This is a genomic window from Corynebacterium sp. MSK047, from assembly GCF_030232285.1.
GTDB classification, from domain to species: Bacteria; Actinomycetota; Actinomycetes; order Mycobacteriales; family Mycobacteriaceae; genus Corynebacterium; species Corynebacterium jeikeium_D.
The window spans coordinates 17,212-33,428 of the sequence record NZ_JASPJI010000025.1 but is presented as its reverse complement, the minus strand read 5'-3'; the positions used below and the strand labels follow the sequence as shown (position 1 = coordinate 33,428).

The window sequence follows — 16,217 nt, the reverse complement described above, 5'->3', positions numbered from 1 at the left end:
GTCCTCGGCGGAGCAACCCCACGTGAGATACTCCAGCAAATATTCAATCGTGGCGCATTAACCGCTTGATCCCGCCTCATAAACTTGCACAGTTTCACATTTTGCAGCCCGTATTCACACGAGCATCCCCGCAATTTTTCGAGCTGTCCGACTCGGAGTTAAAAGCGACCCCACCTGGCACTGAAAAGTGCCAAGCGGGGTCGCTATTGTCTTCGACTGCTAATCCAAGTTGTGAGAGTTAGATGCGAGATGCATAGCTACTCGCAGCTATTCACAGCCATTCGCACCTATTCGCGACTCATGTCTGCGGTGGCCGGGTCAACGAGCTTGGAGCCCGTGACCTTCTTATGGATGAACCACAGCAGGACGAATACCGGAATACCCAGGTACGGAGTGAGGATAGCGAAGATATTCTCGCCAGTACGGATCGGATCAAGTGCCTGTCCGGCCACCACAAAGAAGCACATAATCAGTGCCAGCACAGCACCGGCAGGGAAAAAGTTCGCCTTGTAGGGAAGCGAATCCAACGGGATATTCTGGGCCTTCAGACACTTGCGGAAGCGGTAGTGACTGTAAGAGATGCCAAACCAGGTGATAAAGCCCGCGAGCGCAGAAAGCGTCAACAAGAAGGTGTACGCCACGCCATCGCCTACCAATGAAGTAATGAAGCCAGCCATACCGATCACAGCGGTGGCAATCAGAGCGCGCAGCGGAACGCCGTGCCCGGAAAGCTTGCCGAAGTAACGCGGAGCGTGTCCCTGGCGGGCCAGGGAAAACAGCATACGAGTGGACACATACATACCGGAGTTACCCGCGGACAAGACCGAAGTCAGAATGACAGCGTTCATCAGGCCAGCGGCAATCGCGATACCTGCGCGTTCAAAGACCAGGGTGAACGGTGAAATGGAAATATTGTCCTCGGCGGCATTCAGAAGATTCGGGTCCGTGTACGCAATAAGGAAACCAATAACAGCGATGGCACCGATGTAGAACAGCAAGATACGCCAGAAGATAGTGCGAATCGCGCGGGGAATCGTACGCTCAGGATCTTCAGCCTCACCTGCTGCTACGCCAACCATCTCGGTGCCCTGGAAGGAGTATCCAGCTACAACGAAGACAGCCAACAGTCCCATTCCGCCATTGACGAATGGGGCGTCGCCCGTGGTCCAGTTTTCGAAGCCGGGGGAGGAGCCGCCCAAGATACCGAAAATCATGCCGACACCAAGAACGAGGAAGACGATGACGGTAATGACCTTGATGGTCGCAAACCAGAACTCACCCTCGCCGAATGCACGTGCGGACAGGGCGTTCAGCCCGAATAGAATCGCGAGGAAGAGCGCGGACCAGATGATTGAAGGCACATCCGGGAACCAATAGCGCATCACCAGCGCAGCAGCGACGAGCTCTGCGGCCACAGTAATCGCCCAGTTAAACCAGTAGTTCCAGCCCATGGCAAAGCCGAAGGATTCTGAGACGTATCGGCGACCGTACTCCTGGAAGGAACCGGGCACCGGCAGGTAAGCGGCCATCTCGCCGAGAGACTGCATAACCAGCCACACCATGATGCCGATAAGAGCGTAAGCGATAAGCGCACCGCCTGGACCGGCCTGCGAAATGGTCGCACCGGAGGCAACAAACAGGCCCGTACCAATGGCACCACCAATGGCAATCATGTTCAGGTGGCGAGCTCTCAGCCTGCGCTGAAGCTTATGGTTTTGTGAGGAAGTCTCCTCAGATTGCGTCGAAGTCATTCATTTATCATAAGCGTTTGTACTCCGGTGAATGCAAAAACCACACCGCTTTAATTGTTGGTATCACCCCACAAATCGGCTGATGTATATGCTCCCGGTCAACGAGTTCTCCATCTCCCAGGTCCCCGCACAAACCCAGCGATGAGCTTTCCGCACGTACGCGGACTCATTTTCAGCAAAGGCACGGCCACTTTCGCCATAGCGCGAAGCGTCGTCAGTGGGGATGTCCCTATCAAATAGGCAAAAACGTCCTTCTCCGGCAACGAAAAGAACGCCCGGAAAAACGCACCCGTCTGTCGTGCATCGAACCCCAGCAACGCCGCGAGCCCACGTTCGCGTAGCCATCGCTGCAATCGCATGCTTAACGACGTCCCCAGCGTCCGGCTTCCCTTCTTTTCCATATCGGCCAAGAAGCGGTCGACATCTTCGATAACCGAACCCACCGAGTAACCAGTGGCAGGATGCATCCAACCACCAGCAAAGCCGAAGAGAGTGCCCATGGATGGTCCACTGTGCGTCACGTCACCGCGGCGAGAGGGAAGGTTTGCCAGTAGGGGAAAGGACACCACTTCTTCGTCGATGGCCAGATCTTCCGAAAGCCCCAGGGACTTCAACCGTGTACTTTGGCGTCTACGCAACAGCGCTAGAAGCGCGGAGTCATCGGCCTCACCGCCGATCCGGACTGCAGCACCAGCTTCGCCGAGATAGCCACCAATCATAGGAATCGGAGTAGCGAGGATGGTCTCTTCAATGAGGAAGGTCCTGTCATCCAAGAAGATGCGATAGGAGAAACTAGCGGGCTCTGTCGCTTGGGCATTCGGTTCGGCCGGAGTGAAGTCCATGAGGACTGCGCGGCGGTGAGCGCTGGGGACGTCGTCAAGCGAAAAGATGTGCCCGATGGCGAGCTGCCGTACCTGCCCACCTCGCCCGACTGCGGCGTGCGTGCGCCCGGTGGTGACAATTGTGATGTCAGTACCCGTGGTTTCGGAATCGGTGAGTGCGCGGCGTTCGGTGTGGAAACCGCCAAGTTCTTGCAGGCAGTCCTTGTTAACAACGCCGTAGTTGCGGGTGAGCTGACGTTCGGTGCCGTCGGCAAGAATGACGCTGGGTTGAAAAGTGGCGGCAAGGAAGTCGCTGGGCAACCAGTCGGGGAGTTGGTCGCACCAGAGACCAATCGTCGAGGGCAGTGTGCCACCGGCTGGGTCATAAGCGGTGACATCCCAGCCGCGAGCGGATGCGCGGTGGGCGGCGATTCTTCCGGCGGGCCCGAGGCCGACGACGGTGGCGGTCACGGGAAATGAAGTCATAACTGGTAGGCTACTCGTTCGTGATTGTGACCCATGACCTTGAAGTCCGAGTCGGCGCCCGTACCCTGCTCACTGCGCCGGGTGAGCAGCTGCGCGTTCAGCCGGGAGACCGGATTGGACTCGTCGGGCGAAATGGTGCTGGCAAAACGACGACTATGCGTATTCTCTCCGGCGAGACTGAGCCCTATGGCGGTTCAGTAGTACGCTCTGGCTCGATTGGATACCTGCCGCAGGACTCGCGCGAGGGCAACATCGACATCTCCGCCCGCGACCGTGTGCTGTCGGCGCGAGGCCTTGACCAAATCCGCCGCAGCATGGATCGCCAGCAGGAGATCATGGAGACCGCGACCACTGACACGAAGCGCGATGCGGCGATTCGGAAGTTTTCGCGACTCGAGGAGCGCTACCACGACCTCGGCGGCTACGAGGCGAACGCCGAGGCAGCCCGCATTTGCGACGCGCTGGGGTTGCCGGAGCGCGTACTCGACCAGCCACTGAAGACGCTTTCGGGTGGTCAGCGCCGCCGCGTCGAGCTTGCGCAGATTCTCTTCGCCGCTACCGAAGGCTCGGGCAAGTCCGCCACGACGCTGCTTCTCGACGAGCCGACGAACCACCTCGATGCGGATTCGATTACCTGGCTGCGCGAATTCCTCAGTAAGCATGAGGGCGGCTTGATTATGATTTCGCACGATGTTGAGCTGCTCGAGGCCGTGTGTAACAAAGTCTGGTTCCTCGATGCGGTGCGCGCCGAAGCTGATGTGTACAACATGGGCTGGAAGAACTACCTGTCGGCACGCGCGACCGATGAGGCTCGACGTCGCCGTGAATTCGCTAACGCGGAGAAGAAGGCCAGCGCACTGCGCAAGCAGGCCGAGAAGCTAGGCGCGAAGGCGACGAAGGCTCGTGCGGCCAAGCAGATGGTGGCTCGTGCTGAGCGCATGATGGACAGTCTCGACGAGGTCCGCGTCGAGGATAAAGTCGCCCACATTTCCTTCCCAGAGCCGGCCCCCTGTGGCAAGACTCCGCTCAACGCCACGGGACTGACCAAGATGTATGGCTCGTTGGAGGTCTTCGCCGGTGTTGATCTTGCGATTGACAAGGGTTCCCGCGTGGTTGTCCTCGGCTTCAATGGTGCTGGTAAGACGACGCTGCTGAAGCTACTCGCCGGTGTGGAGCGCACCGATGGCGAAGGCGGCATTGTCTCCGGCCACGGCCTGCGCATCGGCTACTTCGCCCAGGAGCACGACACGATTGATCCGGACAAGACTGTCTGGGAAAACACCGTCTACGCCTGCCCTGACGTCAACGAGCCGGAACTGCGGAGCCTGCTCGGTGCCTTTATGTTCTCCGGCGACAAGCTGCAGCAGCCAGCGGGAACCCTCTCCGGTGGTGAGAAGACACGTCTGGCGCTGGCGACGCTGGTTAGCTCCCGCGCAAACGTCCTGCTTCTCGACGAGCCCACTAACAACCTCGACCCGCAGTCCCGCGAACAGGTTCTCGATGCACTTCGCACTTACACCGGGGCCGTCGTTCTGGTTACCCACGATCCAGGTGCGGTCAAGGCGCTAGAGCCCGAGCGCGTCATCGTGCTTCCCGACGGCACCGAAGACCTCTGGAGCGACGACTACATGGAAATCGTCGAGCTGGCTTAAGACGGATCCATTGGCCCTGGCAGGTAACCGTCCTGCTGAGCGAGCCTATACATCTCCGACTTGTTAAGGCTGTTCTCGGCCCGGCCAGCTGCCGCATACTTGGCTCGAATACGACCCAAGTAGTCCAACACGGTGTTCGGTGTCAGCCCTGTCATCGACGCGACTCGCTTCGTCGACTCACCGGAGGCGTAAAGCTCCAGTACCTCACGCTGGCGTTCTGACAAATCGACAGAGTCGAGCAGGGGATCAGAGTCAACTACCGATGCCCATTCTGTAGTCAGCGCGCCCTTGCCAAGTGCCGCCAGCCGTACTGCAGACACGATTGTCTCCGGGGTTTCCGATTTCTGCACAACCCCCATCACTCCGGTACGCACTGCCTTTCGGACAAGGTATGGGCTTTCAGCTGACGAAAGGATGAGCACGTGATCGGTAACCAATTCCAGCGACAGAACGTTCTGCGCTGGATCTGAATTATCCGCCAGCCGTAGATCCAGCACGACCACATCCAGGCGGTCATCGGTGCCCACATCGGCCAGTAGCTCCGGCACAGTTTGATAACAGCCGACGAGCTCAAAGTCTGGCTCTGCAGAAAGTAGGGTTTCGAGCCCCTGCAGAGTCAAGGCATGATCATCAATCGCAGCAACGCGAAGCAAACGATCCGACTGCACGCTGTAATCTCCGATGTTGTCGGAGTCAATTGCAGCCGAGACGTCGATGGAAGCATTGCTCATTCCCGCAATATTCTCCCTAGTCACGTGACATCACTATCCTCTCACCGGCTTCATCAAACCTTTGCACTCCATTGTCATCAGAAATAGATGCAAATGCACGTCTGCCCGGGGGCAATAGGCGAATTGTTACCGATCCTTCTTCGGCGTTATCGATTGCTTCGAGGAAGTTCGGCATCAACTTGGCCACCGCGGAATCGTCGTCGACAAGCGGAATACGGCGCACATCGGTGCTATCGGAAACGGCCTGCGTGTGATTGCGGTCATCGAGGAGCCGGACATGAACACCTCTTGCGCGGGCGTCCCAAACAGCTTGGTGAAGGGACCCAACATTTAGATGCGGCGAACGTAGGACGTCTCGGAGAAGCTGCTCTGTAAGCCGCGCACGCAACTGCAGTCGCGGGGTCGGTTCTTCCAAAACTGCAGCGGCGCTAAAAATGGGGCCGACCCGGCGCTGCAGCCATTCGTAGTTACTCTGGCTGCTAATTTCGTACTCTTTGGCGGCCCCGGCAGCGTACAGCGCACGATTATAATCCTGAATAGACTGCGGAACGGTGCGCATAAAAAAGCGGACCATGATCGACGTCAAAATTCCCGCGACCAACATCACGGAGCGAACTAACAGGTCAACTCCAGAGATACTGATGTGGGTCGTATCCGAGGGGGCAAAGGGGAAGAACTTGAGAAGCTCCACCATGATCGCGCCACCGAGCACTGAATTCAGCGCAACCCAGGGGCGGCCGCGGATGGCGAGCAATGCAGATGCAAAAGAAATTAAGCTAAAGTGCCAGAAATACGACCATTCCAAATTATTTGGAATGGGCTGGTAGAGCCCCACCACAGCTAATACAACGATCGCGACACCAGTTACGATTGCACGGGCTAACGGCAATTGTGAATGGCGGCCATACATAATCAGCCCGAGAAGGCCGATCGCTAATGCCAGACTGATTTGCCCGGCCGCGGTAAATAATTGTCCATTACTGACTAGAACCATGAACAACACGCCGACGATCGCGCCGTAGAACTGCCAGGAAAAAACAATTGACATTCCCATGAGGTCATACAGCGATGTCGTGTGAGCGGAGGAATCGACTACATCTTCCTCTTCCACAGGAGAGGTATTACCGTGCCATTTGAGAATAACCTGAGTACCTTTCCCAGGCTTTGAATTAACGAGAGCATCTCCACCGCGAAGGGCCTCCATTCGCCCTTTAACGCTCAACCGGATACCTGCACGATGCGGGTCAATTCCCTCGGGGTCGAACCCGGTGCCATCGTCACGAAAATCAATGGACACCTCTCCCGAGGCAACACGAATGTGGCATTTCTTTTCCGCTGCGGCACCTGCGTGACGCTTGGCATTATTTGCCACCTCGGTTGCGGCTAATAGGAACGTGTTAGCAACTTCTCCTGGCAGCCGAACTGGACCGCCTTCTTCGCTGGTGTCTAGCGTTACCGAAATGTCGGGGCTCACCGACATCAATTGCGCCCGTACAGCCTCAGCAAAAGTTCTACCGCTTACTGTTTGCCGAGGCGAGAAAAACAGCCCAGTCTGCTCGTCTAGCGAGAAGTCAATCTTAGAGCCCTTACCGATTGCAGACAGTGCGGCCAATACATAGTCATGGACATAGGCGTTGAAGCTGCTCATCGCCTCGCCGCGGACACGCATACGCTCCGCTCTCTCATTGACCTTCCGAGAGTTCTCGTAGGTGAAGTCAATAAGCCTTGCGACGGGTTGTGCAGAGCCTGCAATAATCACAAATGGAAAAGTGTTGATGAGATTGAAACCAACATCCGACAACATGTCGAGCCAAAAAGTGTGTCCCAGCAACCACGAATTAATGACCGCAATAAGTCCGGGAACAAATACCATCACGGACAAACTGATGTGGAGTGGCACTGTCAGAGCAAATGCAGCGAGGGCTAAACCTGAAAATGGGCTATACCAGAGCGCATTTCCAACGAGGTTATGAGGGAGATCCCAATAGGTTGAAACCAACATCAGGAAAACCAACATGATGTACATCGGCACACGCAGTGCGGTAATAAGGCCTCGCCGCGTATTATTAATCACAGCCCAAATCAGCAACATATCGCTGAGAATAAATATGAGCAGTGATGCAAAAGGGAACCAGTGGCTCAGAAAGTTTTCAAAGGGGACAGAACGAACAGCCGATTCAACCTGCCACAAAAAGCCGGTGACGGCAATAATAATCGCGCCGGATCGCAGCACAGACATTTCAATTGATGGTGACTGTCCGGCAAGTGCCGAATCGGGATTCCACCTCTCCATGCGACAATCACATTCCTTTTGCTTATTGCCACTAGATAAAACTAATTAGTCTCTACATGCGGTATGGAGCCGAGCGAAATTCTGAAGAATACGCCCACTTCGAGCAACATCCAACTGTCGCGCGGCCGACACCGCTTTAAGATCTGTTCCTGGTAAATAGTAGCCCTCATTTGCGTAAATCTGGAGACGCTGGGCAAACGTGTTGGCATCTAATTCCGGGTGAAACTGCGTCGCATATGCATTGTGGCCCAACCGAAACATCTGTACGGGGCAGTCCTTTCCAGTTGCCAACAACGTAGCGTCGACAGGCAGTTCTTCGATGGCCTCCTTGTGGCCGACGATGGCGTGAAAGTGGGCCGGTAAACCATCAAGAATTGGATCTGATTCGCCATCTGGAGTTGCAGCTACTTCGATTACAGCTGCCTGCTCCCCGTGCTTGCGGGAGACACGGCCATGGCCAGCAGTACCGAGCAGGCCGACGCCATAACAAGCTCCGAAGAAGGGGAAGTCTCGTTCGAGCACTTCTGCCAACAAATCCTCGAACCAGGTCTCGACTTCCTTCTGTAGATAGCTCTTATCGTCATCAGAGGCGTTAAAGGGACCTCCGCCAACGATTACGCCCGAGTAGTTATCTAGATTCAGATTCCCCGGACGAGACTGTTCCAGGCGAATTTGATGCAACTTTGCCGGCGCCAATGCACACCTCCTGGCAAATGAGAGATGTTCAGCGTGAGCTGCGGCATCTTCGCCGCGTGTGGAAAGCAGGAGGAAGGGCTTGGCGGAGGTAGACATTTGCGGGAACAAATTTCGTGAAAAAGGGAGCTAGAGGGGGACGGAGACTACTGCACCACTAGCAGGCTCGGATTGGCTGCATGCGTACATACGTGCATAAATCGGGGGATGATTGACGAGACGGCCTGGAGGTCCACATCAGATACCTTTAGTCGAATCGCGTCGACTTCCTCCGGGTCAAAGTAACCGACGTCGGTGTAGAAAGACATTCTGCGGAGCAGTCCGTTAGCATTCATCTCCGGATGAAATTGGGTAACCCAGTTATTCGATCCGATCGAGTACATCTGCACCGGACAGGTTGGACCTGTGGCAAGCAAAGTTGCGTGATTGGGAAGTTCCGCAACGGATTCCTTGTGGCCAGTCAACGCATAAAAAACCGGAGGCAACACCGAAGCTATTGGATCTTGAGTGGCGGCTTCGGTGAGCTCTACCCGGGTAGAACCCGCTACTTCGCCGTGGCGCAGGTTAACCAAACCACCCGAAGTAAAGGCTGTGTAGCTAGCGCCGTAGCAGATAAGCAGTGCGGGGACAGGACTCCTAAGTACGTCGTAAAGCACATCGTGCGAATACTTCTGCAAACCCGAATGCTCAAGGTCGGTGATGTTAAATGGGCTGCCTCCGACAAATACGCCGTCATAGGAGGTCAGGTCGGGCAACATAGCGCCGACAGCGTCAATGGTAAACAGATCCAACTGGCTGGGCTCAAGCCCGGTGGAATCCAGAAAGTCCTGGTACTCGGCTTGCCCCGCACCATCTGCGGGGCGGAGCGCCACCAACAAAAACTTACCCACACTCATAAATAGACAGCTTAGTCCATATTGAGTGAAATCTATGCATCTTCACCGGTCAAACGGGGTAAATACACGGCAGAAAGCCGAAACCCGCTCCCGTATTAGGGGAGCGGGTGGTACGTAACGCTATCAGGCCTAGCCTGAGCGGCTAGTCCTTGCGCCGTAAGCTGTCTTCAACTAAATCAAGCACGGAATCCAATTCGTCGACAGTGCGACCAGATGCCAGACGAACGATGATGCCATCGAGCATCAGCTCGAGAAAAAGCTGCATCGTGCGAACCGAATAATCCGACCGCAGGGAGCCGGATGAGGATGTCTGGGTCAATCGGTGGGCAACAGCGTCATCCAATTGATCCTGATGGCCCAACCATTGGCCCTTAAACTCCGGATCGCTGCGAAGGCGACGGGCAATCTCAAGGCGAGTTCCCAGCCAGCCATGCTTGTCTGGGTTCGCCACGATGTCACGCATAACTTCCACTAATCCGGAAGCCTCCGCGACTTCCGCCATATTTGCGGCATCTTCTTCGGCCAATGCTAAGAACAGACCTTCTTTGGATCCGAAGTGATGGAAGATAGCACCGCGAGACTTACCGGTAGCGGACTCCAGACGAGAGACCGTTGCGCCGTCGTAGCCGAATTCTGCAAAGCACTGCCGAGCGCCGTCGAGAATTTCGTGCCGCCGTTGAGCTAAATCCTGGTTACTCACTTTTGGCATAAGGAAACTCTTTTCTTGCCGGCGACGCCCAGGGACATGTTTCACTGCATGACGTGGCAGCGCCATTCCTATACTTCCCAAGCCTCATCTTGGTTGGGGTAGAGAAACCCGAGGCCGGCAGGGCGCTAGCCCGTGGGGTATGAATCCGCGGGCTAGCGCTACCTACCGGCCTCTAGAAGCGCTGCTTGTAACAAGCCCTAGCGCGCACGAGTCAAAGGGAAACTAGTTGCCCTTGATCATGTTGCGCAGGACGTACTGCAGAATACCGCCGTGGCGGTAGTAGTCAGCCTCACCAGGGGTATCGATGCGGACCACAGCGTCGAAGTCGAAGGACTCGCCGTTTTCCTTGGTAACCGTAACCTTGACGGTCTTCGGGATGGAGCCGTTGTTCAGCTCCTCCAGACCAGCGATGTCGAAGGTCTCAGTGCCATCGATGCCCAGGGACTTCCAGGACTCACCCTCCGGGAACTGCAGCGGAACAACGCCCATGCCGATGAGGTTCGAGCGGTGGATACGCTCGAAGGACTCAGCGATAACAGCCTTGACGCCCAGCAGCAGGGTGCCCTTAGCTGCCCAGTCACGGGAGGAACCGGTGCCGTATTCCTTACCACCAACGACGACCAGCGGAGTGCCAGCCTCCTTGTAGTTCATGGCAGCGTCGTAGATGAAGGCCTGCGGGCCACCCTCCTGGGTGAAGTCGCGGGTGTAGCCACCGGTAACACCGTCAAGCAGCTGGTTCTGCAGGCGGATGTTAGCGAAGGTGCCGCGCACCATGACCTCGTGGTTACCACGGCGGGAACCCAGGGAGTTGTAGTCCTTGCGCTCAACGCCCATGGAGTCGAGGTACTGAGCAGCCGGGGTGCCCGGCTTAATGGAGGAAGCCGGGGAGATGTGGTCGGTGGTCACCGAGTCACCCAGGGCAGCAAGGACGCGAGCGCCCTTGATGTCGGAAACCGGTGCCGGCTCCATTTCCATCTCGTCGAAGTACGGTGCCTTGCGGATGTAGGAGGACTTGTCGTCCCAAGCGAAGGTCTTGCCCTCCGGGGTCGGCAGGTTCTGCCAGCGCTCGTCACCAGCGAAGACATCCTTGTAGTCCTCGTCGTACAGCTCGGAGGAGATGGAGGCCTCGATGGTTGCTTCGATCTCTTCCGTGGACGGCCAAATGTCGCGCAGGAAGACATCGTTGCCCTCTGCGTCCTGACCCAGGGCGTCGGTTTCGAAGTCGAAGTCCATGGTACCGGCGATAGAGTAAGCGATAACCAGGATCGGGGAGGCCAGGTAGTTCATCTTCACGTCAGGGGAGATGCGGCCTTCGAAGTTACGGTTACCGGACAGAACCGCGGTAGCAGCCAGGTCGGCCTCATTGATGGCGGAGGAAATCTCAGCCGGCAGCGGACCGGAATTACCGATACAGGTTGCACAACCGAAGCCGGACAGGTAGAAGCCCAGAGCCTCGAGGTCCTTCCACAGGTCAGCACGCTTGAAGTAGCCGTTAACAACCTGGGAGCCCGGAGCACAAATGGTCTTGACCCACGGCTTAGCCTGCAGACCCTTCTCGACTGCCTTGCGTGCCAACAGACCAGCACCAATCATGACCGACGGGTTGGAGGTGTTGGTACAAGAGGTGATGGAAGCGATAGCGACCATACCGTGGTCGAGCGTGTACTCGCCGCCCTTCGGGGAAGTGACGGTAATCGGGGAGCTCGGGCGACCTTCAGCGCCGTTAGCGGCGGACTCGCCGTGGCCCTCGCGGGACTCGTTGTAGTCTGCGGCCAGCTCGGAGGTCGGTGCGGAAGCCTTGACAGCGCCCTTAATCTCGCCGTCGGAGTAGTTGTGCAGGTCCTTGCGGAACTGCTCCTTGGCGGAAGCCAACTCGATGCGGTCCTGCGGGCGCTTCGGGCCAGCGATGGACGGAACGACGGTGGACAGGTCCAGCTCGAGGTACTCGGAGTACTCAGCCTCCGGAGTGTTCTCGTCCAACCACATGCCCTGAGCCTTGGCGTAAGCCTCGACGCGCTCCAGGGTCTCCTTGTCACGGCCGGTCAGGGCCAGGTACTTGACGGTCTCATCGTCGATCGGGAAGATTGCGGCGGTGGAACCGAACTCCGGCGACATGTTACCGATGGTTGCACGGTTGGCCAGCGGCAGCTTGGAAACGCCAGCGCCGTAGAACTCTACGAACTTGCCGACGACGCCGTGCTGGCGCAGCATATCGGTGACGGTGAGCACAACGTCGGTTGCGGTAACGCCCGGCTGAATGTCGCCAGTCAGCTTGAAGCCAACGACGCGCGGAATGAGCATGGAGATCGGCTGGCCAAGCATTGCGGCCTCAGCCTCAATACCACCGACACCCCAGCCCAGGATGCCCAGGCCGTTCTGCATGGTCGTGTGGGAGTCAGTACCAACACAGGTGTCCGGGTATGCCAGGCCGTTGTTCTCGAAGACAACGCGAGCCAGGTACTCGATGTTGACCTGGTGGACAATACCGGTTCCCGGAGGAACAACGCGGAAGTTGGAGAATGCGCCAGTACCCCAACGGAGGAACTTGTAGCGCTCATCATTGCGCTGGTACTCAATCTCGACGTTCTTAGCCAGAGCGTCTTCGCTACCGAAGGCCTCGATGATGACCGAGTGGTCGATGACCATCTCTGCCGGGTTCAGCGGGTTAACCTGATCCGGGTCGCCGCCGAGAGTCTTAACAGCCTCACGCATGGTAGCCAGGTCAACAACACAGGCGACGCCGGTGAAGTCCTGCATAATAACGCGAGCAGGGGTGAACTGAATCTCGATCGACGGATCAGCCGAAGGAACCCAGTTGGCGACAGCCTTGATGTGCTCCTCAGTGATGTTGGCGCCATCTTCGTTGCGCAGCAGGTTCTCACCGAGAACCTTCAACGAGTAAGGCAGCTTCTCCATACCCGGCACGGCGTCAAGAGCGAAGTAGTCATAAGACTTGTCTCCGACCTCAAGCTTGCGCAGGGCGTTGAAAGAGTTCTTGCTTTCAGCCACAGTCAGCTCCATTTCTATTCGGGTGAATTGTCGCCTTAACTGAAGAGACCGGCACTCGAATTTCGGCTCTCCACAAGGCATAGGTGCGATCACGCCGCCCCTTATCAACCAATTAAAGCAATAATCACGACGCGGGGCACACGAGCCCACACACACGTTTTTAAGGAAGCGTTACCGTCCTTGCATCAACAATAACAGTACGAACGTTCTGTATGTAGATTGCTCGCGGCGCGCCGAGTCACGCTACCCCCGTTCACATCCAGAGCAGGCCATTATAGATAGGACAAACGAAGCAGCATCTCCGCCAAATTGGGGCGCGTGGAAACCATTCTCACGCAAAACAGGAGCACGATACGGAAGGCAATTAATGCATACGCCAGCAGATTCACAGGCAGCGAAAGAAACCGTCGAGAAGGTGGTCGCTCAGCTACGCACCGACAACATCGTGACAAATAACCCACAGCTCCGAGAAGCGGTCCAGCCAATTGTCGACGATGCAGCAAATCGGGGGGTGCCCAATTTCAATATCATCTACCTAGATAGCGAGAAGATTTACCCCGTCGCCGAACAAAAGAACACCGACATCTTTTCCTTTGCCCGCCAAGTAGCGGACCAAGTCGGCGGCACCACTGTCGTGCGCACACCGGGCAATGTGGCCACCGCATCTGCCGATTTCCCCCGCGCAGCCATTGAACGCGCCGACCACGCAATGATGGAGACTCCACGAGACTATCCGGCGGGTCTCGATGCCTATTTGCACGAGCTCACTAACTACGTCGTTCCGTGGACTCTTTACAGCCTCATCGCAGGCGTCGTTATCGTCGCACTCTTCGTCGGACTGACGTTCTACTGGCTACGCACACGCCCAACCGCCTAAGAGTTCGCTTTACGACGGACGCTGAAGCTAACGGTCTCACTGAATACATTCACCGTCCCCGGTTTTCCACCCCCAGGCGAAAGACAGGGCAAATGCCCCAAAAACTGGTAGCAGTAGAGAAATCAGCCACTATCTGAATTGGATAACACTGTTGCAGCCACCGTAACCGTGTCAACGATTTTCACAAAGGTCAAGCATTAAAGCTTGACCTTTTCTTATGTCCGGTACCCCAGGTAAAGGCCTACGACACTCCGGCACGCCGATAAGTCATCTAATAGTGACATAATTCACATAGAAACCTAGGGCTCACCATAACCGCAGGCCACGACATATAACGAAACGGTCACAAAGCGGGGGACAGTTGGTAATTTTGTTACTTATGTTTTTTTAGAGCTTTTTGACCCGTAAAGTGCTTCGTGATGCCAATAGTGGACTCAAGGGTCCAGTATTGACCGAAGAAAACTCGCGGGAGCGCCGCTGTTGCTTTTGGTTCTGGTTTCGGTTCGACGTTTTTCGAAGTTCCACTCAAGACCTGGAGGCAACAACAGGAAGATATCCAACGATGGGGAAGTCGCTGGTGTCGATTCTGAGGCGTGAACGCACCCATAGGAGAAATGTAGGAGTAACGCGGTGTCGAGTAATCGCAAAGTCCGTGCATCATATTGGACTCGTCCAATTGCCGGTATTATCACGGCGGGTCTTCTGGCGACGAACACTCAGGTCGCAGCTGCACAACCACTAAATCCGAGCGACGCCCAGATCCGTCAAGCGCGCGAGGCGGCCTCTAACGCCGAGTCGTACTTGCAGTCCCTGGTCGCCGAGGTAACTTCCAGCGAGCGCCGGGTATCTGACCTCGAGCTACGCATGGGCACTCTCCGCGAGGATGTCAACAAGGCCATGGTAGACCTTGAGAACGCTCGAGATGCCGCTAACCGTGCGCGCGAGGCGGTCGACGAGGCACGGATCCAACTCGACCGTTCCCGCGCTGAGCTCGCTAGTGCCCAGAAGCAGTTCGACGAGCTAGCACGCACCATCATGCGCCAGGGACGTTCCAGCGGCTCGATTCTCGAGGGTGCGCGAGATGCATCCGAGGCTATTAACCGCCTGTCCGCTTTGCGTCGCGAAGCTGATCGTCAAGAGCAGACCGTTGACTCTCTGGATAAGAATCGAACCGAGGCTGCTAACCAAGAGTCCACGCTTCGCAAGAAGAGTGACGAGGCTCAGCAGGCGGAAGCCACCGCAAACCAGCGAAACACCGATGCTCAGAACGCGTACTCCGAGGCAAACGAGGAGCTTCAGAAGGAGCAAGCTGATTACCAGCAGGCTCAGGTCGACCGCGATGCCGCAAAGGCATCTTTGGATGCAGCCCGAAACGCGGTCAACGAGCTGAACTCCCAGCGCCAGAATTATGAGAACGAGCAGGCCCGCAAGGAAGCGGAAGACGCCGCTGCCAAGAAGGCCGCTGAGGAAGCCGCAGCTAGGACTCGCGCAGAGGCGCAGTCGAACCAGACTGATGAGGATTCCTCTTCTGAGTCCACAGATGAAAGCTCTAGCACCACTGGCTCCACTGGCTCCACTGGTTCTAACAGCTCTACCGACTCGGCTGGTTCGAGCAGCTCGACCGGCTCCACTGGCTCTGACAGCTCCACCGGCTCCACTGGCTCTAGCAGCTCCACCGGCTCCACCAGTTCCTCTGAGACGACCGAATCTTCGGACTCCTCTGAGTCCACGGAGACTTCGGAATCGTCTAGCACCGGCAGCTCGTCGTCAAGCGGCACCCCGGCACAGACTGTGGCGCCGACGAATCCAGAGACCGGTCAGAGCACCTCGGGTTCTTCCAGCCAGAAGGTTGAGACTGTCATCGCACGCGCGATGGGGCAGCTCGGTGTCCCATACGCATGGGGCGGCGGCAACGCCAACGGCCCGACCAAGGGCATCCGTGACGGCGGAGTAGCTGACTCCCACGGCGACTACAACAAGATTGGTTTCGACTGCTCGGGCCTGACTCTGTACGCCTACGCCGCTGTCGGCATTGACCTGCCTCACTACACCGGCTACCAGTACCAGCGCGGAAAGCACTACCCGGCATCTCAGATGAAGCGTGGTGACCTGCTGTTCTGGGGCCCGAATGGTCATGGCCACGTCGCTATCTACCTGGGCGATGGCAAGATGATTGAGGCACCGCAGTCCGGTTCTGTGGTTAAGATTTCGCCAGTCCGTTATAACGGAATGACACCGAACGTTGTCCGCCTCGTCTAGTTTCTAACGACGTGTTCTACAGGTCGGGCGACCGACCTAA

General features: G+C 56.8%; 11 protein-coding genes. 3 read left to right on the top strand and 8 right to left on the bottom strand.

All coding sequences use genetic code 11. The features are described 5' to 3' along the window. Window positions 1–287 precede the first annotated feature (287 nt). Together QP981_RS09845 and QP981_RS09840 are read right to left on the bottom strand one after the other, a co-directional pair. Window positions 288–1,751: an amino acid permease gene (locus QP981_RS09845; RefSeq protein ID WP_284857941.1), complete on the bottom strand. Its 1,464-nt coding sequence runs from the start codon at window positions 1,749–1,751 to the stop codon at window positions 288–290. 98 nt (window positions 1,752–1,849) lie between these two features. Then, window positions 1,850–3,058 (bottom strand): lycopene cyclase family protein, encoded by a 1,209-nt coding sequence (locus QP981_RS09840; protein ID WP_284857942.1) that lies wholly within the window; start codon window positions 3,056–3,058, stop codon window positions 1,850–1,852. Window positions 3,059–3,078: 20 nt separating this feature from the next. Between QP981_RS09840 and QP981_RS09835 the strand changes: the two genes are divergently transcribed. Beyond that, window positions 3,079–4,710 (top strand): ABC-F family ATP-binding cassette domain-containing protein, encoded by a 1,632-nt coding sequence (locus QP981_RS09835; RefSeq protein WP_038625400.1) that lies wholly within the window; start codon window positions 3,079–3,081, stop codon window positions 4,708–4,710. On the opposite strand, the gene QP981_RS09830 is transcribed toward QP981_RS09835, so the two are convergent. From QP981_RS09830 to acnA, 6 genes are all read right to left on the bottom strand, one after another. After that, the gene (locus QP981_RS09830; RefSeq protein ID WP_224433497.1) at window positions 4,707–5,465 is read right to left on the bottom strand and encodes a response regulator transcription factor; all 759 of its coding nucleotides are present in this window, start codon (window positions 5,463–5,465) and stop codon (window positions 4,707–4,709) included. The two genes, QP981_RS09835 and QP981_RS09830, sit on opposite strands and share 4 nt — an antisense overlap. Continuing rightward, window positions 5,458–7,734: a sensor histidine kinase gene (locus QP981_RS09825; RefSeq protein WP_016422760.1), complete on the bottom strand. Its 2,277-nt coding sequence runs from the start codon at window positions 7,732–7,734 to the stop codon at window positions 5,458–5,460. The genes QP981_RS09830 and QP981_RS09825 overlap by 8 nt, the downstream gene beginning before the upstream one ends. A gap of 45 nt (window positions 7,735–7,779) precedes the next feature. After that, window positions 7,780–8,526 carry a glutamine amidotransferase gene (locus QP981_RS09820; protein WP_082149796.1) on the bottom strand — a complete coding sequence of 249 codons (747 nt, stop codon included), beginning with the start codon at window positions 8,524–8,526 and terminating at the stop codon, window positions 7,780–7,782. A gap of 47 nt (window positions 8,527–8,573) precedes the next feature. Further along, entirely contained in the window at window positions 8,574–9,323 is a 750-nt protein-coding gene (locus QP981_RS09815) for a glutamine amidotransferase-related protein (RefSeq protein WP_070429718.1), read from the bottom strand. Window positions 9,324–9,465: 142 nt separating this feature from the next. Then, window positions 9,466–10,032 carry a TetR/AcrR family transcriptional regulator gene (locus QP981_RS09810; protein ID WP_016422763.1) on the bottom strand — a complete coding sequence of 189 codons (567 nt, stop codon included), beginning with the start codon at window positions 10,030–10,032 and terminating at the stop codon, window positions 9,466–9,468. 222 nt (window positions 10,033–10,254) lie between these two features. Continuing rightward, the gene (gene acnA, locus QP981_RS09805) at window positions 10,255–13,041 is read right to left on the bottom strand and encodes an aconitate hydratase AcnA (RefSeq protein WP_080971469.1); all 2,787 of its coding nucleotides are present in this window, start codon (window positions 13,039–13,041) and stop codon (window positions 10,255–10,257) included. A 367-nt stretch (window positions 13,042–13,408) separates the two neighbouring features. Between acnA and QP981_RS09800 the strand changes: the two genes are divergently transcribed. Together QP981_RS09800 and QP981_RS09795 are read left to right on the top strand one after the other, a co-directional pair. Next, complete coding sequence (locus tag QP981_RS09800) at window positions 13,409–13,918, top strand: Rv1476 family membrane protein (RefSeq protein ID WP_048734147.1); 510 nt, start codon at window positions 13,409–13,411, stop codon at window positions 13,916–13,918. Between the two features lie 630 nt (window positions 13,919–14,548). Then, window positions 14,549–16,177 (top strand): DIP1281 family NlpC/P60 protein, encoded by a 1,629-nt coding sequence (locus QP981_RS09795; protein ID WP_284857943.1) that lies wholly within the window; start codon window positions 14,549–14,551, stop codon window positions 16,175–16,177. Window positions 16,178–16,217: the final 40 nt, after the last annotated feature.